General features: G+C 70.1%; 19 protein-coding genes. 7 read left to right on the forward strand and 12 right to left on the reverse strand.

Going from position 1 to position 16,485, the window contains the following annotated elements:
- The 4 genes from D7X99_RS38680 to rimP all read right to left on the reverse strand — a co-directional run.
- Window positions 1-534: translation initiation factor IF-2 N-terminal domain-containing protein (locus D7X99_RS38680; protein WP_169832859.1), on the reverse strand; the 534-nt coding region annotated here is incomplete at its 3' end.
- 120 nt (window positions 535-654) lie between these two features.
- A complete protein-coding gene (locus D7X99_RS38685; RefSeq protein ID WP_121782135.1) occupies window positions 655-951 on the reverse strand; it encodes a YlxR family RNase P modulator in 297 nt (98 codons plus the stop codon).
- An 18-nt stretch (window positions 952-969) separates the two neighbouring features.
- Window positions 970-2,670, reverse strand: a complete 1,701-nt coding sequence (nusA, locus tag D7X99_RS38690; protein ID WP_121782136.1) for a transcription termination factor NusA — start codon at window positions 2,668-2,670, stop codon at window positions 970-972.
- 70 nt (window positions 2,671-2,740) lie between these two features.
- Window positions 2,741-3,226 carry a ribosome maturation factor RimP gene (rimP, locus tag D7X99_RS38695; RefSeq protein WP_120580020.1) on the reverse strand — a complete coding sequence of 162 codons (486 nt, stop codon included), beginning with the start codon at window positions 3,224-3,226 and terminating at the stop codon, window positions 2,741-2,743.
- A 211-nt stretch (window positions 3,227-3,437) separates the two neighbouring features.
- On the opposite strand from rimP, the gene D7X99_RS38700 reads away from it, so the two are divergent.
- From D7X99_RS38700 to D7X99_RS38725, 6 genes are all read left to right on the forward strand, one after another.
- Complete coding sequence (locus D7X99_RS38700; protein ID WP_120580019.1) at window positions 3,438-4,241, forward strand: carbon-nitrogen hydrolase family protein; 804 nt, start codon at window positions 3,438-3,440, stop codon at window positions 4,239-4,241.
- Between the two features lie 129 nt (window positions 4,242-4,370).
- On the forward strand, window positions 4,371-4,781 hold the full coding sequence (locus D7X99_RS38705) for a FecR family protein (RefSeq protein ID WP_169827214.1): 411 nt from the start codon (window positions 4,371-4,373) through the stop codon (window positions 4,779-4,781).
- The gene (locus D7X99_RS38710; RefSeq protein WP_121782138.1) at window positions 4,778-5,629 is read left to right on the forward strand and encodes a peptidoglycan-binding protein LysM; all 852 of its coding nucleotides are present in this window, start codon (window positions 4,778-4,780) and stop codon (window positions 5,627-5,629) included. The genes D7X99_RS38705 and D7X99_RS38710 overlap by 4 nt, the downstream gene beginning before the upstream one ends.
- 29 nt (window positions 5,630-5,658) lie before the next feature.
- Entirely contained in the window at window positions 5,659-7,377 is a 1,719-nt protein-coding gene (locus D7X99_RS38715; protein WP_121782139.1) for an HD domain-containing phosphohydrolase, read from the forward strand.
- A gap of 56 nt (window positions 7,378-7,433) precedes the next feature.
- Complete coding sequence (locus tag D7X99_RS38720) at window positions 7,434-7,820, forward strand: DUF971 domain-containing protein (RefSeq protein WP_120580015.1); 387 nt, start codon at window positions 7,434-7,436, stop codon at window positions 7,818-7,820.
- A 31-nt stretch (window positions 7,821-7,851) separates the two neighbouring features.
- Window positions 7,852-9,972: a serine/threonine-protein kinase gene (locus D7X99_RS38725; protein WP_121782140.1), complete on the forward strand. Its 2,121-nt coding sequence runs from the start codon at window positions 7,852-7,854 to the stop codon at window positions 9,970-9,972.
- Window positions 9,973-9,993: 21 nt separating this feature from the next.
- Here D7X99_RS38725 and D7X99_RS38730 read toward each other — a convergent pair whose 3' ends face one another.
- The 5 genes from D7X99_RS38730 to D7X99_RS38750 form a co-directional block, all read right to left on the reverse strand.
- Window positions 9,994-10,536: a ClpXP protease specificity-enhancing factor SspB gene (locus D7X99_RS38730; protein WP_121782141.1), complete on the reverse strand. Its 543-nt coding sequence runs from the start codon at window positions 10,534-10,536 to the stop codon at window positions 9,994-9,996.
- 36 nt (window positions 10,537-10,572) lie between these two features.
- Window positions 10,573-11,058, reverse strand: a complete 486-nt coding sequence (gene smpB, locus D7X99_RS38735) for an SsrA-binding protein SmpB (RefSeq protein WP_014398822.1) — start codon at window positions 11,056-11,058, stop codon at window positions 10,573-10,575.
- Window positions 11,059-11,075: 17 nt separating this feature from the next.
- Window positions 11,076-11,930: a pantoate--beta-alanine ligase gene (gene panC, locus D7X99_RS38740; protein ID WP_121782142.1), complete on the reverse strand. Its 855-nt coding sequence runs from the start codon at window positions 11,928-11,930 to the stop codon at window positions 11,076-11,078.
- Window positions 11,931-11,932: 2 nt separating this feature from the next.
- The gene (gene panB / locus D7X99_RS38745) at window positions 11,933-12,841 is read right to left on the reverse strand and encodes a 3-methyl-2-oxobutanoate hydroxymethyltransferase (protein ID WP_121782143.1); all 909 of its coding nucleotides are present in this window, start codon (window positions 12,839-12,841) and stop codon (window positions 11,933-11,935) included.
- A 170-nt stretch (window positions 12,842-13,011) separates the two neighbouring features.
- The gene (locus D7X99_RS38750) at window positions 13,012-13,653 is read right to left on the reverse strand and encodes a deoxynucleoside kinase (protein ID WP_121782144.1); all 642 of its coding nucleotides are present in this window, start codon (window positions 13,651-13,653) and stop codon (window positions 13,012-13,014) included.
- A gap of 182 nt (window positions 13,654-13,835) precedes the next feature.
- On the opposite strand from D7X99_RS38750, the gene D7X99_RS38755 reads away from it, so the two are divergent.
- Window positions 13,836-14,123 carry a hypothetical protein gene (locus D7X99_RS38755; protein WP_121782145.1) on the forward strand — a complete coding sequence of 96 codons (288 nt, stop codon included), beginning with the start codon at window positions 13,836-13,838 and terminating at the stop codon, window positions 14,121-14,123.
- Between the two features lie 7 nt (window positions 14,124-14,130).
- Here the strand turns inward: D7X99_RS38755 and rsmA are convergent, their stop codons facing one another.
- The 3 genes from rsmA to D7X99_RS38770 all read right to left on the reverse strand — a co-directional run.
- Entirely contained in the window at window positions 14,131-15,009 is an 879-nt protein-coding gene (gene rsmA / locus D7X99_RS38760; RefSeq protein WP_121782146.1) for a 16S rRNA (adenine(1518)-N(6)/adenine(1519)-N(6))-dimethyltransferase RsmA, read from the reverse strand.
- Between the two features lie 10 nt (window positions 15,010-15,019).
- The gene (gene tsaD, locus D7X99_RS38765; RefSeq protein WP_120580007.1) at window positions 15,020-16,018 is read right to left on the reverse strand and encodes a tRNA (adenosine(37)-N6)-threonylcarbamoyltransferase complex transferase subunit TsaD; all 999 of its coding nucleotides are present in this window, start codon (window positions 16,016-16,018) and stop codon (window positions 15,020-15,022) included.
- A gap of 52 nt (window positions 16,019-16,070) precedes the next feature.
- A partial coding sequence (locus D7X99_RS38770; RefSeq protein ID WP_147476391.1) for a tetratricopeptide repeat protein occupies window positions 16,071-16,485 on the reverse strand: 415 nt, incomplete at its 5' end.

Consider the following 16,485-nt stretch of genomic DNA (forward strand, 5'->3'; position numbering starts at 1 on the left):
GGTGGCGGTTGCGGCAACAGACGGGGTGGCCGGGGCCTCGGGCGCGGACGGCGCCTCCGGGGCGGCTGCCATGGAGGCGACGGTCGCCTCCGGCGGCGTGGCCGTCACGGCCGGTGCCTCCGGGGCGTGGGCCTGCTCCACGGCGGTGGACGGCGGCTCCACGGCGACAGGCGCCTGCGGGGCCTCCGGCTCCATGGAAGCCGCGGCCTGCGGCTCGGACTCCGGCTCGTAGGCGGGCTCGTTCGCCTGAGAGTAGGCGTCCTGGTTATCCGGGGCGAACGCGCCCGCGGGAGGACCGACCTTGCGGCGCACCACGAAGCCCTTGGCGGCGACGGGCGGAGCGGCCTGCTTGGGCTTGCGCTTGTCCAGAATCTTCTGGACCGCGGCGGTGGCCTGGTCATCGTCCAGGGAGGACGAGTGGCTCTTGACGTCGTAACCCAGCCCGGCGAGCTCGGTCACGACCTCCTTGTTGTCGAGCTCAATCCCGTGGCTCTTGAGCTCCTTGGCGATTTCGTGAACGCGCTTCTTCGACATACCTTGATTGGCCTTCTGCTCCGCCGACGACGAGGCCGAGCACCCTAGTCCAAAGCCGAAATTGTGTGCGAGTGGTGACTAACAGCCACCTCTCCCCGCAACCTCTCCACCCACCCGCCCTCACTCCCAAGCCTGTCCGAGTGCCGACGGGTCGACCTGCCCCGCCTTGCCCCGGAAGGCCCTGCCCAGCGCCTTACGCTTGAGCGCTGCCGTCAGACAACCGGCACCGCACAGGTACGCCCCCCGCCCAGGCAGCCTCCGCCGCCTGTCCGCCACCACGCCGCCCTGGGGACCTACCACGAACCGGGTGAGTTCCGCCTGTGACTTGCGAGAACCGCACCCGACGCAGGTCCTGACCGGACCTGACGCCGTGATTTCCGTGGGATGTGTCCCGGGCCGTTTGGTTTCGCGGCGCATCCGCCTAACCCCCTGTCGTTACGGTGCCTTGGCCGCTTCCACGCCCCCCAACCCGCCTGCCGATGCCTGCGCACCCCGCTCCGCGTTCAGCTCCGCGCGCAGCTTGGCTTCCTCCACCAGATAGTTTTCCGCCGCGCTCTTCAGCTGGCGGGCCTTCTTGATGCCCACGCCCGGCACGTCGCCCAGGCGGGTGAGGTCCTTCTCGTTCGCGATGTCCTCCACCGTGCGGTAACCGGCGAGGATGAGCTGCTCGATGGTCTTCTCACCAACGCCGCGCACGCGCGCCATGCGCTCCGGCTGGGACAGCTCGTCCGGGTGGCGGCGGGCCTCGGCCAGGCGGGCCTGCTCGCGTTCGTAGTCCATGCGCGACAGCTCCTGCTGGTCCTCCACCATGCGCCTCTTGGCCTCCTCCTGCATGGAGGCGATGCGGGTGGGGTCGATGCCGGGAATCTGCGCCAGCATCTCCGCATTGGCGTCCGCCACGTCGCGCGCCTGACGGAAGCCGTGCGCGTAGAGCGTCTCCACCAACATCTCGTTGACGCCCGGCAGGGCACCGAGCGAGCGGCTGGCGAACTCGCGCATCTCCCGCACGCGGCTCTCGCTGTTGATGTCCAGCTTCCAGCCAGTGAGCTGGGCGGCCAGGCGCACGTTCTGCCCGCGCCGGCCGATGGCCAGGGACAGCTGGTCGTCCGGGACGATGAGCTCCATGGCGTGGTTGGCCTCGTCGATGATGACGCGGCTCACTTCCGCCGGGGCCAGGGCCGAGCACACGAAGCGCGCCGGGTCCTCGTCGTAGGGGACGATGTCGATCTTCTCCCCGCGCAGCTCCTGTACCACCGCCTGCACGCGGCTGCCCTTCATGCCCACGCACGCGCCCACGGGGTCCACGTCCGAGTCGCGGCTGGACACGGCGATCTTCGCGCGGCCGCCCGGCTCGCGGGCCGCCGCCTCGATGACGACGATGCCTTCGGCGATTTCCGGCACCTCCATCTCGAAGAGCTTGGTGAGCAGGTTCACGGACGCGCGCGACAGGACGATCTGCGGGCCCTTGGACTCACGGAGCACGTCCAGCACGTACGCCTGGACGCGGTCGCCCGGGCGGTAGGTCTCACGCGGGACCTGCTCGCGGACAGGCAGCACGGCCTCCGCGCGGCCCAGGTCCACCACGATGTTGCCGCGCTCGAACCGGCGGGCGATGCCCGTGACGATCTCGTTCTTGCGGTCCTTGTACTCGTTGAAGACGTTCTCGCGCTCGGCGTCGCGGGTGCGCTGCAGGATGACCTGCTTGGCCGTCTGCGCGGCGATGCGACCGAAGCCGCGGCGGAAGGTCTTCAGCCGGAGGATGTCGCCGTACTGGTCGTCCTGGGCCTTGGCTTCCGCGGCGTCCTCGTCCCGGTAGAAGATCTGGAAGACGAGCTCGTCACCGGGCTCCACTTCCATGCCCTTCTTGTGGGCCTCTTCCATGGTGATCTGGTTCACCGCCTGGACGGGGTCGTTGATCTCCGCGACCACGGTGATGGCCTGGAAGAGCTCCACGACGCCCTTCTCCGGGTCGTACTTGGCCTCCAGGTTGCGGTCCTGGCCAAAGTGCTTCTTGGCCGCGGTGTTCATCGCGTCCTCGAGGGTGGCAATGAGCACGGCCCGTTCGATGCCCTTGTCCTTGGCGACCTGATCCAGGACGAGGTTGAGGTTGACTGCCGGGTTGGCGGGCGTGGGCATGGCTGTGTCTTCTCCGAAAATGGGTCCACGGGCGGCCCTGGCGCGAACAGGGTCCCCTGTATGTCGGCTGCTAGAACTCGAACTCCAGATGGGCCTTGGCGATGTCCTTGAAGGGGATGATGAAGGCACCGCCCCCTTCCACGTCCACGGAGATGGCGTCGGCCGCCACTCCGATGAGCGTGCCGCTGAAGTTCTTCCGCGGCGGGTCACCCAGCGGGCCGAAGGTCTTCACCTTGACCTTCTGCCCCTTCACCCGTTCGAAGTGCGCCGGCTTCTTCAAGGGCCGGTTCACCCCGGGGCTGGACACCTCCAGGTTGTATTCCTGGGGGATGAAGTCCTCCACGTCGAGCACCGGATCCACCGCGCGCGACACCTGGGAGCACTCTTCCAGTCCCACCCGGCCACCGGGCTTGTCGATGAACAGCCGCAAAACCCAGCCCTCGCGCTCGCGGACGTACTCCACGTCCAGGAGCTCCAGGCCTTCGTTCGCCACGATGGGATCCAGCAGCGCCGCTGCCTTCTCCTCCACCGTCTGTTTGATGTTCTTCGGCTCCATGGCCAGGAAACAGGTCTCCAAAAACGCGAAAAGCGGGCACGGCGGCCCACTTTTCGAATGTGATGCGTCGAAAAATGTCGGGGCGTCCCGTAACACACGCCCCCTCGGGGTGTAAAGGAAGGACACACCCCGAGGCGCCGGCTCAAACGCCCCCCGGGATTGAAGGATTCCCAGGGGTTCCGAGTGACGCCGGTGGCGTTATAACGCCCCCATGCACCTCATCGCCGCCGCACAGATGGTGTCCACCGCGGACAAGGCCCACAACCTGGATGTGGCCACGCGCCTCGTGCGCCAGGCTGCCTCCCTGGGTGCCCACCTGGTGGGCCTGCCGGAGAACTTCTCCTGGATGGGCCCGGAGCCCGAGCGCCCCTCCGCAGCGGAAGCCCTGGACGGCCCCACCTTGAGCCGGATGGCGGAGCTGGCCCGGGGAACGAAGACGACGCTGCTGGCCGGCTCCATCCTGGAGGAGGGAGCGCCCGGCGGTCGGCTCTACAACACCAGCGTCCTGTTCGGCCCGGACGGCGCCCGGCTGGCCGTCTACCGGAAGATGCACCTGTTCGACGTGGATGTGGGCGACGGTGCCACCTACCAGGAGTCCGCGGCGGTGGCGCCGGGGACGGAGGTGGTGGCGGTGGACACGGTGGTGGGCCGGCTGGGCATGAGCGTCTGCTACGACCTGCGCTTCCCGGAGCTGTACCGGCGGCTGTCGAAGGACGGGGCGACGCTGCTCGCGGTGCCGGCGGCCTTCACGATGATGACCGGCAAGGACCACTGGGAGGTGCTGCTGCGCGCCCGGGCCATTGAAAACCAGGCGTACGTGCTGGCGCCGGCCCAGGGCGGGCGGCACTCCGCGCAGCGGCTGACGTACGGCCACGCGATGGTGGTGGACCCGTGGGGGCTGGTGACGGCGCGGGCCTCCGAGGGCGAGGGCCTGGCGCTGGCGCCGGTGGATCCGGAGCTCCAGGCACGCATCCGGCGGAATTTGCCGTGCCTGGCGCACAGGCGGTTGGACTGAGCGGGCGAGAGTGAACGGGAGGGGGCGGGAGGCCCTTCCGGCGCGGCGATTCCGGGTAGAGTGGTTTTCAGGAAGACCCCTCTGGTGAATGGACGACGCTGGCCTCCCCTGCTTTTCGCGGTCGCACTCATGGCCCTTCCTCCCGGCTGTACCGCCGATGAGAAGCCTCGTGGGCCCACCGAGGCGCCCCTGCCTCCTCCTGTTCCCCGCGCGCACCTGCGGGGGCTGACAGGGGACGTGCAGATCAAACGCGCGGTGGCGGACGAATGGAGCCCCGCGCGCGACGAGCTGCCCCTCTACGAAAACGACAAGGTCCGCACCGAAGCCGGGGCCAGCGCCCGGGTGGTGTTCGCCAATGGCAGCACGCTGCACCTGGGGGGCGATTCCCTGGTGGGCATCGCGGAGAGCAAGTTGCGAACGGACGTCACCGTCCTGCGGGGACGGGTGGACGCCACCTTGGAGAAGCCGGCTACCCAGTCGCTGTCCGTCTCCACCCCATCCGCCACGGTTCGTGCGGGCAGGAAGATTGAATTCCAATGAAGGCCGCCCTCTGGCTCAGCGCGTGGATGGGGCTGTCCGTGGTGCCGTCAACCGCACCGACCGCCGTGGGGCGAGAGCCTCCGGACGGCACGACCCTTCCCGGAGGCGGCGCCCCGGCGGCCCCTCGCAAGGCATCCGGTACGGAGCCGCAGACGGCGCTCAAGGCGCTGGAGATGTCGCGCGCGGCGCTGAAGGCCGCGCCGAACGATGCGCGCCGCCGTGAAGCCGAGTCCCGCCTGAAGGACGCGGAGGCGCACTTCCAGGCCGCGCGGTACGCGGACGCGCTGCACAAGGCGGACGAGGCGTGGGCGCTGCTCAACCCGCCCCAGCCGTCCAACTTCACGGTGGAGGTGGACCACGACGGCGGCACCACCACCGTCACGCACCGGCAGGGGCCTCCCGTCACCGTGGAGGCGCAGCACGCCACCCGCGTGCTGGCGAAGGGCGAGTCCGTGCGCGTGCAGCAGGGCACCGTGCTGCCGGAGCCGCCCGGCGCGCCGCAGCTGGCGCTGCCCGCGGACAAGGCCCGCTTCACGCTGAAGGCCACGCCCGGCGGACTCCTGGCGCCGGTGACGCTGACGTGGACTTCCGTCGCGGGCGCCACGCGCTACGAGGTGGAGGTCCTCGCGGAAGGCGTGGAGGGCGGAGCGGCGCCGGCGCCGGTGCGCACGGTGCAGGCCGCGCGGCAATGGACGTTGCCGGCGCTGCCCGCGGGTCGTTATCGCTGGACGGTGACGGCGGTGAGTCTGGAGCAGGGGCGGTCCCTGCCCTCCCAGACACGGCGCTTCGAGCTGGCCGCGGAATCGCTCGAACTCAACGTCAAGGTGAAGGACGGGTGGCAGAAGTAGCCGCCTGACCCGAGCGAGGAGCCACCGCCGTGCGACTTTTCAAAGCCATCCTCCTCCTGATGCTGGTGGTCAGCATCATCCCCACGTTGATGGTGGGCTGGTTGTCGGTGTCCCATACGCGCGAGCTGCTCATCCGCGACGCGCAGGAGCTGGCCCAGGAGCGCGTGAAGCAGCTGCGGCTCAAGGCGGAGAGCTTCCTGGAGGACCCCACGGAGCGCGTGGTGGGGCTGTCCAGCGTGCCGGGCGGATTCTTCACGCTGCCGGGCGACACGCAGCGGCTGCACATCGCGGCGGTGCTCAACCAGCGCCCGGAGTTGCTGGCGCTCACCGTGTTCGGCGCGGACCGGCAGCGGCTTCCCGGCTTGCAGGCCTTCGCGGTGCACGACATGGCGCCCAGCGGAGTGGCGGAGCACGAGGAGCGCGCGCGGGCCCTGTTGGACGAGGGGCTCACCGGGGTGCGCTACTCGGACGTGGTGGCGTCCCACGGCGGCGGTGGTGGCGGGCCGGTGGTGACGCTGGCCTTCCCCGTGGGCGACCCGGTGCAGGGTTACATGGCCGCGGACATCACGCTCGCGGGCTTGAGGCAGATGCTGGCGCAGGAGCGCGTGGGCAGCACGGGGTTCGCGTACCTGGCGGACCGGCACGGCCGCTTGATTACGGGCGGCGGCGACCTGGGCGCGGTGGGTGACGACGTGTCGAAGCGGCTGCCCCTGGCGCACCTGCTCAAGCAGCGCGAGGGCACGCCCGACACGGAGCTGTTCCACGTGGGCAACTTCGGCGAGGGGCGCGACGCGGTGGTGTCCGCGTACTCGGTGCTGCCGGAGGCGGGCTGGGCCATCGTGTCCGAGCAGCCGGTGGAGAACGCCTACCGCCAGGTGGAATCGATGGAGCGGCGCATCCTCCTGGGCCTGGGCGGCGCCTTCCTGGTGGCGCTGGTGCTGGCGGCCATCTTCTCCCGCAACCTCACGCAGCCGCTGAAGACCTTCATCGCGACGTCGCTGGAGCTGGCGCGCGGCAAGTTCGGCGTGGAGGTGCACCTGAAGCAGAAGAACGAGCTGGGGGAGCTGGCCCAGACGTTCAACTACATGAGCAAGCAGCTCATGGCGTACGACATGGAGACGCGCGGCCTCTACGAAAGCCTGGAGAAGGGCTACCTGGAGACCATCGTCGCGCTGGCCAACTCCATCGACTCCAAGGACGCGTACACGCGCGGCCACAGCCAGCGGGTGGGCGACGTGGCAGTGGAGATTGGCAAGGAGCTGAAGCTCACGGAGCGCGAGCTTCGGCAGCTGCAGTACGGCGGCATCCTCCACGACATCGGGAAGATTGGCATCCCGGAGAACATCCTCTGCAAGCAGTCCCGGCTCACCGACCAGGAGATGTCCCTGATGCGCGAGCACCCCGCCATCGGCGACGCCATCATCGGGCCGGTGACGTTCCTGGGTTCGGTGCGCGCGTGCGTGCGCCACCACCACGAGCGCTGGGACGGCACGGGCTACCCGGACAAGCTCAAGGGCGAGACCATTCCGATGCTCGCGCGCATCGTGGCGTGCGCGGACACCTTCGATGCGTGCACCTCCACGCGCCCCTACCAGAAAGCCATGCCGCTGGAGAAGGCGATGGAGATCCTGGACAACCTGAGCGGCGCGCAGCTGGACCCCAAGGTGGTACTGGCGCTGCGCGCGGTGCTGGCCCAGCGGGGCGTGCGGCTGGAAGGCCACCGGCAGCCCGTCAAGCTGGCTTCCTGAAGCCCCGTTCCCCGGGTCCTTCGCTTTCGCGGCAGGCCCCCCACTCCGCCGGAAGGATGGTAGGGAGGGGCTGCTGCTCCAAAGCCTTGGAAGGTGTACCGGTGAGCAATTTCTGGGATCGCATCAAGCCCGCGCCCAAGCCCGTCAGCGCGACGGATGCGAAGCTGTCCGCGGACGGCGAGTCGCTGACGCTGACGTGGGATGACGGCGTGACGACGACCGCCACCGCGCAGGTGCTGCGCCAGCAGTGCCCGTGCGCCGCGTGCGTGGACGAGTGGACGGCGAAGCGCACGCTGGACCCCTCGCAGGTGCCCGCGAACCTGCGCGTGCTGCAGATGCAGCCGGTGGGCAACTACGCGCTCGCGTTCGTCTTCAGCGACCAGCACACCACGGGCATCTACCCGTGGAATCACCTGCGCGAAATCACCCAATCGCAGGGGTGAAGCGCCCCACCGCGTCCTTCCGGAGGTCCCCGTGACGTCGCGCTACCGGCTGCTGCAACCCCTGGCCACGGGAGGCATGGCGGAGCTGTTCCTGGGCGTGGCGAAGGGCGCGGAGGGCTTCGAGCGCACCGTGGCCATCAAGCGCGTGCTGCCGCACCTGGCGCGCGAGCCGGACATCTCCCGGATGTTCGTCTCCGAGGCGCGGCTGGCCATGCTGCTGCAGCACCAGAACATCGTCACCGTGCACGACGTGGGGGAGAGCGCGGATGGGCTCTTCCTGGTGATGGAGTTGGTGGACGGCTGGGACCTGGGCACGCTGATCCGCGCGGTGACGCGCCAGGGGCTGCGGGTTCCTCCGCACCTGGCGGTGTTCATCGCGAGCCAGGCGCAGGCGGGATTGCAGCACGCGTATCGCCGCCAGCACGACGGCCATCCGGTGGTGACGGCGCACCGGGATGTGTCCCCGTCAAACCTGCTGGTGTCGCGCGAAGGCGAGGTGAAGGTCACGGACTTCGGCATCGCGCGGCTGACGGGCCTGTCGCGCACGGAGCCCGGGGCCTTCAAGGGCAAGGTGCCGTACGCGGCGCCGGAGGTCCTGCGCGGCGAGCCGGCCACGGCGCTGAGCGACCAGTTCTCTCTGGGCACCCTCCTGGCGGAGCTGCTCGCGGGGCAGCACCCGTTCGGGTCGGCGGCGGCGGAGCCGATGGCGGTGGCGCACTCCATCCTCAACCGCGCGCCCGCGTCGCTGCCGGACGTGCCGGCGTCGCTGGCCACGCTGGTGCTGCGCATGTTGTCGCGCGACCCGGCCGCCCGCTTCCCGGAGCCGGAGGACGTGTCGGAGGCGTTGGCGCGGTGGCTCGCGCAGACGGGGGAGCCCGCGTCGTCGCACGCGCTGGCGACCTTCCTGCGCGGCGTCCGGCTGCCCCTGTCCGTGGGAGAGGTGGCCCAGGCCGCGCTCGCGGAGGCCCCGGCTTCGACGTCGGCGTCGTTCGTGATGTCCGCCGTGCCGCTCGAGGGCGTGGACACGAGGCGCATCCCGTCCGCGTCTGGCGCACGACAGGTCACGATGGCTTATGGCGGTGGCGCCGCTGCTTCGCCAGCGTGGAAGGCGCCTCCGGCGTCCGTCCCCGTGGCAGCGGAGGAAGAGGAACCGTGGAGCCCTCCGGCCGGAGGCGTCTCACTGTCCGCCTCCGGCGCCGTGGTGCACACCTGCGCCCTGTGCGGCACGGCGCTGGAGTCCCCTGACTCGCCCTGTGAGTCCTGCACGCGCGGACCTTCCGCGCGTTGGAACGATGCGGGCGAGGCTCCTGCGATGGCTCCCGACGCGTCAGCACAGGGACGCAACCCCGCGGCTCCGCGTGACTCCGCGAGCCTTCCCGCGCGGCCTGGCGCCGAGCCCGCAGCGCTCCGAGGCGCAGGGCCCGCTGCTTCTCGGCCTCATGCGAACGCGCCCGCGATGGCGACGTCCGCACCCGATTGGGCGCAGGCGAATGGGCCCACTGGGGCCGCGGCTTCTCGGCCTCAGGTGCACGCGGCGGCGGCGTCCGCACCCGCTCGGGATCCGGCGAATGCGCCCTTTGGGGCCTCCGCTTCTCGACCGCAGGCGAACGCGTCCTCTGCCTCGCGCGCCCGGACGAATGCGCCCTCCCCCGCTCCGGCGGATGCGCCCGCGCTGGCCACTCAGTCCATCTCGGACGTGGACGACGCGGAGCGGATGAACCGGCCCAGCATCCGTCAGGCGGCTCAGGGGGACCTGGAATTGGAGGAGCGCGCGCCCCGGGCGGAGAGCTCGCCTTCGGAGTTCGAACCCATGGCGCCTTCCCGCTCCCGCAGGCACTGGGGACCGGCGGTGGCGCTGCTCGGCATCGCGGCGGTGCTCGCGGCGGGCGCCCTGTTCGTGTGGCCCCGCTACGAGCTCCAGGTGCTGCGCGCGCTCGGACTCCCGTCGGCGGTCCTGTCCATCCGCAGCGAGCCCTCCGGCGCCACCGTCCTGGTGGACGGCGTGGTGGTGGGCGTGACGCCGCTGGTGATGGACAACGTCTACCCCGCGCGCTCCGTCCCCGTGCAGCTCAAGCTCAAGGGCTACCGCGTCTGGACGGGGTCGTTCATGGGCGGCAAGAAGTCGGACGTGGCGGCGGAGCTCAAGCGCTGACGCTCCGCCGGGCCCGTCGTCCTACTTCACCAGCCGCAGGTGGCCACGGCGCGGCGGCTGCGGCTCTTCCGGGGGGCCTCCCTCGGGCGGCGGCGGAGGCGCCACCTCCGGACGCGACTCCGGCTCTTCGGTGTGCTCGGCCTGCACCTCTCGCAGGAAGGCACGGGGCCTCTCCGCGGCCACGGGCACCGGCCCGGGCTGCGGCGGACGCGCGACGGAGGCGGACGCCACCGGCGGCTGCTGGAGCAGCTCCGGCGGCATCTCCTCCGGGTACATCCAGAACTCCTTCGTCACGTGGCTGGCGATGGCGAACAGCGCCGACCAGGGCACCGCCACCGTGAAGCGCGAACCGGAGAAGCTCAGCGTGCAGCGCACGCCCCACTCGCCCACCGTGAGGTCGGGGGGCTCGAAACGGTAGGAGAGGTTGAGGCGCAGGTGCGCTTCGCCCCTGAGGCTGGCGGGGACGAGCACGCCCGGACGGCGCGCGTCCAGGTGGATCATCACCATGCCCTGGTCGAGCGCGGCCAACAGCCGCTCCTTCTTGTCGGAAACCTTCTTGTCCATTCCAGCGTGTCCGGCAGGGGAATTGCGGGAGCGCCCTCAACGACGGCGCACTTCCCGGTCCATCTCCCGCTTCGTCTCCCGTTCCTTGATGTCGTGACGGCGATCTTCGTGCGTCTTGCCGCGGCACAGGCCCAGCTCCACCTTGGCCCGTCCCTTCCTGAAGTACAGCACGAGCGGGATGATGGAGTAACCGCGCTCGCGAACCTTCGCCGTCCACCGGTCTATCTCAGCCCGGTGCATCAGCAGCTTCCGGCCCCGGGTGGGAAGGTGGTCGAAGACGCTGGCCGCCTTGTAGGAGCCGATGTGGGCGTTGAGCAGGAACAGCTCCGTGCCCTTCTGGAGCGCGTAGGCGTCCGACAGGTTGGCCGTTCCTTCACGCAACGACTTCACCTCGCTCCCCGTGAGCTCCAGCCCGGCCTCTATCTTCTCATCCACCGTGTAGTCGAAGCGCGCACGCCGATTCTCGGCGATGAGCTTCACCCCCGGCTCCGCACCCACACCCTTCGACTTTCCAGCGGCCATAACGTGTCCCGGGTCTCCTAACCGGCCAGCGGCATGTTGTCGATGAGCCGCGTGGTGCCCGAGAAGGCCGCCACCAGCATGCGCGCCGTCTGTCCGGGCGCCACCGAGTCCAGGGGTGAAAGCGTCCCGGCGTCCCGAACCTCCACGTAGTCCTCGCGGAGGTCCGCCGCCTGCAATTCACGGCGGGCAGCCTCCACCAACGCCCGTGTGTCCCGGGTGCCGGAGGCGAGCAGGGCCTGGGCCGCCCGGATGCCCTTCGACAGGGCGAGCGCCCGCTGGCGTCCATCCGCGGACAGATAGGCGTTGCGGCTGCTCATGGCCAGCCCGTCCGCCTCCCGCACCGTGGGCATGCCCACGATGTCCGCGCCCAGGTGCAGGTCGCGGTTGAGCGTCTTGATGACCTGGAGCTGCTGGTAGTCCTTCTCTCCGAAGAGCGCCACGGCCGGCCGGAACAGCGCCAACAGCTGCGTGACGATGGTGGCGACGCCCCGGAAGTGGCCGGGACGCCGCTCACCGCACAGCCCCTGGCTGACCTCCGTGACGTCCACGTAGGTCTGGTAGCCCGGGGGGTACATCGCCGCGGGCTCGGGAGCGAACACGGCCGTGACGCCCGCGCTCGCGCACCTGGACAGGTCCCCGTCGAAGTCGCGCGGGTAGCGCGCCAGGTCCTCGCTGGGACCGAACTGCGTGGGGTTCACGAAGATGGAGGCAGCCACCACGTCCGCGCGCCGGCCGCCCTCTCTCATGAGCGAGACATGGCCCTCATGGAGGAAGCCCATGGTGGGCACGAGCGCCAGCGTCTTGCCCTCCTTCTGGAGGGACGCGACCCAGGCCTTCACTTCCGGAACGGTGCGCAGGACGTGGGGTGCCATGGCTAGACGGGAGCCCCGTAGATGCCGCCGACCTTCTCCGCGGGCTCGCCAGCGCCTTCCGCGTCGGGGGCCACCGGCGTGGGCGTCACCAGCCGGATGCCCTTGGTGGCCTTGAAGCTGTGCTCCTCGTCCGGGAAGGTGCCCGCGCGCACTTCGGAGAAGTACGTGTTCGCGGCCTCCGTGATGTTCCCGTGCAGGTTGGCGAAGCGCTTCACGAACTTCGGCTTGAAGTCCGGGTTCATGCCCAGCAGGTCGTAGCAGACCAGCACCTGGCCATCACAGTGCTTGCCCGCGCCAATGCCGATGGTCGGAATCTTCAGGCTCTGGGTGATGGTGCGCGCCAGCTCCAGCGGCACACCCTCCAGCACCAGCGCATAGGCGCCAGCGGCCTCCAGCGCGAGCGCGTCGTCCAGCATGCGGCGCGCGGCGTCCTCGTCGCGGCCCTGCACCACATAGCCGCCCATCTTGTGCACGGACTGCGGCGTCAGCCCCAGGTGGCCCATGACGGGGATGCTGGCGCGGACGATGGCGCGCACGGTTTCGGCGAACTCGGCGCCGCCCTCCAGCTTCACGCTGCCCACGTTGCCTTCGGAGACGAGCCGCCCGGCGTTGCGCACCGCCTCCTGCGGCGACACCTGGTAGCTCATGAAGGGCAGGTCGCCCACCACGTGCGCCCGCTTCGCGCCGCGGCTCACCGCCGCCGAGTGGTAGACCATCTGGTCCATGGTGACGGGCAGCGTGGACTCCTGGCCCTGGACGACCATGCCCAGCGAGTCACCGACCAGGAGCACGTCCGCGCCGCCCTCATCGAGGATGCGCGCGAACGTCGCGTCGTAGGCGGTGACCATGCAGATCTTCTGACCGGACTGCTTCAGGCGCTTCAGCGTGTGGATGGTGACCTTGTCCTTCACGGTTCACCTCCTGTGGCAAGACGGGTGGGACAGCCGCGTGGAACTTCAGGCCCCTCGCCGTCCCCAGAGGGGATCGCCGGAGGCCGGGGGCTCCACGGGGATGCACTCTAACGCCCTCGGGGCCTCGTGGGGGTTTAACCCACGCCAGGCAGCCAGGCGGGCGGCGGCCGTCAGCCCCGGCGGGACTTGGGGGTGTAGTGCTGCACGCCGGACTTCGCGTTCTGGATGGCCAGCAGCAGGTCCTCTCGGTCCGCCTCGTTGTGCACGAAGTCGATGTCCGACGTGTTCACGACCAGGAGCGGCGTGTCCTGATAGTGCGCGAAGAAGTCGTTGTACGCGTGCGTGAGCGACTCCAGGTAGCCCGCGTCGAACTTGCGCTCGAATTCACGGCCGCGCTTCTTGATGCGATGCAGCAGCACGTCCAGCTGGGCCTGGAGGTAGATGACCAGGTCGGGCTGCGGGACGCGGGGCCCCAGCGCCTCGAAGACGCGGTCGTAGAGGGCCAGCTCGTCCGAGGCCAGCGTGAGGTTGGCGAAGATGCGGTCCTTCGCGAACAGGTAGTCGCTCACGGTGACGGCGCGGAACAGGTCCTGTTGGAAGAGCTCCTGCTGCTGGCGGAAGCGCGAGAGCAGGAAGAACACCTGCGTCTGGAACGCGAACTTCTGCCGGTCCGCGTAGAAGCTGGAGAGGAAGGGATTCTCCTCCACCACCTCCAGGATGCGGCGGCTGCCCAGTCGCTCCGTGAGGAGGTTGGTGAGGCTCGTCTTGCCCACGCCGATGGGGCCTTCGACGACGATGTAGCGGTGGTCCATCGGCCCGAGGCCTCCGCCCCCGGAAAGCCACGCATGAGACACATGCGCGCGCGGGGGGCGGATAACACAACCATGCCCCCGTGCATCCGGCAATTTTCGCCGGATCACCCGACCCTTGCGCCCTTGGGGGTCATCCCCTACGGTGCCCGCGAATACGCACCAGCGGGAGCGACGGGCCACAGATGCGCGGCAGGCAGCGGGTGAAGACGGTGGTGGACCTGGTGGAAACGACGGAAGCGGCGCCCGCCGTCCGTCCGGTCACGGCCCCTCCCGCACCTCCGGTGGACGTGGATCCACTCTATGGCGTGGCCCTGCTGAAGACGGCCTTCGAGCTGAAGCGCCGGCCGGAGGGCTCCGTGGACGAGGTCCTCAGCGGCGTGCTCGCGCGCCTGCGCATCGACGAGGACGAGTTCCGCGCGTTCCTCTCCCAGCAGGGTGGGCTTCTGGCCGCGCTGGGCCAGAAGCGCTGAACGTCCCCTACTCTGCTGAAGTTTCCGCTTCCGGCGCGTCCGGGGGCGGCGGCGCCATGGCGGTGACGGGGCCCAGGGCGCGCTCGATGGAGGCGAACTCCTCCGGGGAGAGCGTCTCCGCGCGGCGACCCGGGTCGATGCCCGCCGTCTTGAGCGCCGCGAGCATCACCTCTGGCGACGCCAGGCCCTTGTCGGACTTGAGCGAGTTGATCAGCGTCTTGCGGCGCTGCGCGAAGCTGGCCTTCACCAGCCGCGTGAAGCGGGCCTCGTCCACCAGCGGGGCGCGGGGCTTCTTGAGCCGCGTGAGGCGCAGCACGGCGGAGTCCACCTTCGGAGGCGGATGGAAGCGCCACGCCTCCAGCGTGAGCACCTGCTCCACGTCGAAGTGCAGGCCAAGCAGCACCGTGAGCAAGCCGTAGTCGCGGTTGCCGGGCTCCGCGGCCAGCCGCACCACGACTTCCTTCTGGAGCGTGAAGACGGCGCGCGAGATGCGGGCGCGCTGCGCGAGCACCTGGAAGAGGATGGGGCTGGTGAGGTGGTACGGCAGGTTGCCCACGAGCGCGATGTCGTCCGCGCCGGCCACCTGGGCGAAGTCCACCGTGGCGGCGTTGCCGGGCACCACTCGCACGCCGGGGATGGCTTCCTTCTCCAGCACGGCCACCATGTCGCGGTCGCGCTCCACGGCGGTGACGCGCGCGCCGGTGGCGGCGAGGAAGCGCGTGAGGTGGCCCAGGCCCGGGCCCAGCTCCACCACGGGTTCGCCCTCGCGCAGCTCGAGCGCGTCCGAGATGGACTGGAGCGCGTCCGGGTCTCCGAGGAAGTTCTGTCCCCAGCTGTGCTTGGCCCGCAGGCCGTGGCGCTTGAGGATGTCGCGCGGAGAATCCACTGTCAGGCCCCTACTCCATGCGCCAGGCGGGGTCGGCCGCGAGGCGGAAATCACCGCGCAAGCCGCGGCGCCACGCTTCATACCCCGCGACGGCGATCATCGCGCCATTGTCCGTGCACAGCCGCACCGGCGGCAGGAACATGCGCAGGCCCCGCTCCTCCGCGCGCTGCTTGCACAGCGCCCTGAGTCGCGAGTTCGCCGCCACGCCGCCGCACAGCACCAGCTGGTTGTGCCCCAGCTTCTTGGCCGCGGCGACGAGCTTCTTCGACAGCACGTCCGCCACCGCCTCCTGGAACGACGCGCACAGGTCGTGGAGGGCCTGGCCCTCCGGCACGCCGTGCTTCTGGACGTGGTGGAGCACCGACGTCTTCAGGCCGGAGAAGGACACGTCCAGGTTGTCGCCGGGCAGCGCGCGCGGGAAGCGGATGGCCTCCGGGTTGCCCTTCTGGGCCAGCTCGTCGATGGGCTGCCCGCCCGGGTACGGCAGGCCGAGGATGCGCGCCGTCTTGTCGTAGGCCTCGCCCGCGGCGTCGTCGCGCGTGCGGCCCACGAGGCGGTAGTTCCCGTAGTCGCGGACCTCGTAGAGGCTGGTGTGGCCGCCGGAGACGACGAGCCCCAGGAAGGGCGGCGCGGGCGCGTCCTCCAGGAGGCGGATGGCGAGCAGGTGCCCTTCCAGGTGGTTGGCGCCCACGAAGGGCTTGCCGGTGGCGAGGCTCAGCCCCTTGGCCACCTGGAGCCCCACGAGCAGCGCGCCGATGAGGCCGGGGCCGGACGTGACGGCGATGAGGTCGATGTCGTCCAGCGTCTTGTCCGCGCGGGTGAGGGCCTCGTGGACGACGGGCATCACCTGGACGATGTGGTTGCGGCTGGCCAGCTCCGGCACGACGCCGCCCCAGCGGCGGTGGATGTCCACCTGCGTGGAGACGACGTCCGACAGGACGCGCCGCCCGTCCTCCACGACGGCGGCGGCGGTTTCATCGCACGAGGTTTCAAGTCCCAGGACGAGCACGACGACTCCGACAACAAGGGCGGGCAGGAGGCGGACAGGCCGCCTCCCCTGCTCATTTCATCCCATTGAGCAGGGCACGCACCTCGTCCGCCGAGCTTCCCGTCGGTTCGAGGAACAGATACTTCTTATAGGCCTCGGCCGCTCGGGTTTGATCGCCGGAGAACTGCCGCGAGCTGCCCAGCCAGAACCAGGCCTTCGCGTTCTTGGGCTCCGCATTGACGACGTCCTGGAGCAGCTTGGCCGCTTCCCGGTAGCCGGCCTCGCTGGTGCTGCTGTTGTTGGCCAGCGAGATGCCCAGGCCCGTCTTCGCCTCGATGGAGTCGTTGTCGAGCGCGAGCGCCTTGCGGTAGGCGGTCACGGCCGCCTTGAAGCTCTTGCGGCCCATCGCCGCGCGGCCGTCCTTGATGAAATCCGCGTAGGTGGCCTTCGCCTGCACCACGGGCGGGGTGGTCTCCGGGGGCGTGGGC

The sequence above is a fragment of the Corallococcus sp. AB032C genome (genome assembly GCF_003668935.1).
Classification (GTDB): Bacteria; Myxococcota; Myxococcia; order Myxococcales; family Myxococcaceae; genus Corallococcus; species Corallococcus exiguus.

Bases quoted from the DNA above. Each gene is read 5' to 3' on its own strand.
- D7X99_RS38710 (WP_121782138.1), top strand. From the start codon at position 4,778: ATGAAGGCCGCCCTCTGGCTCAGCGCGTGGATGGGGCTGTCCGTGGTG.
- panC (WP_121782142.1), bottom strand. From the start codon at position 11,930: ATGGCACCCCACGTCCTGCGCACCGTTCCGGAAGTGAAGGCCTGGGTC.
- nusA (WP_121782136.1), bottom strand. From the start codon at position 2,670: ATGCCCACGCCCGCCAACCCGGCAGTCAACCTCAACCTCGTCCTGGAT.
- rimP (WP_120580020.1), bottom strand. From the start codon at position 3,226: ATGGAGCCGAAGAACATCAAACAGACGGTGGAGGAGAAGGCAGCGGCG.
- D7X99_RS38730 (WP_121782141.1), bottom strand. From the start codon at position 10,536: ATGGACAAGAAGGTTTCCGACAAGAAGGAGCGGCTGTTGGCCGCGCTC.
- D7X99_RS38700 (WP_120580019.1), top strand. From the start codon at position 3,438: ATGCACCTCATCGCCGCCGCACAGATGGTGTCCACCGCGGACAAGGCC.
- D7X99_RS38750 (WP_121782144.1), bottom strand. From the start codon at position 13,653: ATGGACCACCGCTACATCGTCGTCGAAGGCCCCATCGGCGTGGGCAAG.
- D7X99_RS38755 (WP_121782145.1), top strand. From the start codon at position 13,836: ATGCGCGGCAGGCAGCGGGTGAAGACGGTGGTGGACCTGGTGGAAACG.
- D7X99_RS38685 (WP_121782135.1), bottom strand. From the start codon at position 951: ATGCGCCGCGAAACCAAACGGCCCGGGACACATCCCACGGAAATCACG.
- D7X99_RS38720 (WP_120580015.1), top strand. From the start codon at position 7,434: ATGGTAGGGAGGGGCTGCTGCTCCAAAGCCTTGGAAGGTGTACCGGTG.
- smpB (WP_014398822.1), bottom strand. From the start codon at position 11,058: ATGGCCGCTGGAAAGTCGAAGGGTGTGGGTGCGGAGCCGGGGGTGAAG.
- D7X99_RS38705 (WP_169827214.1), top strand. From the start codon at position 4,371: ATGGCCCTTCCTCCCGGCTGTACCGCCGATGAGAAGCCTCGTGGGCCC.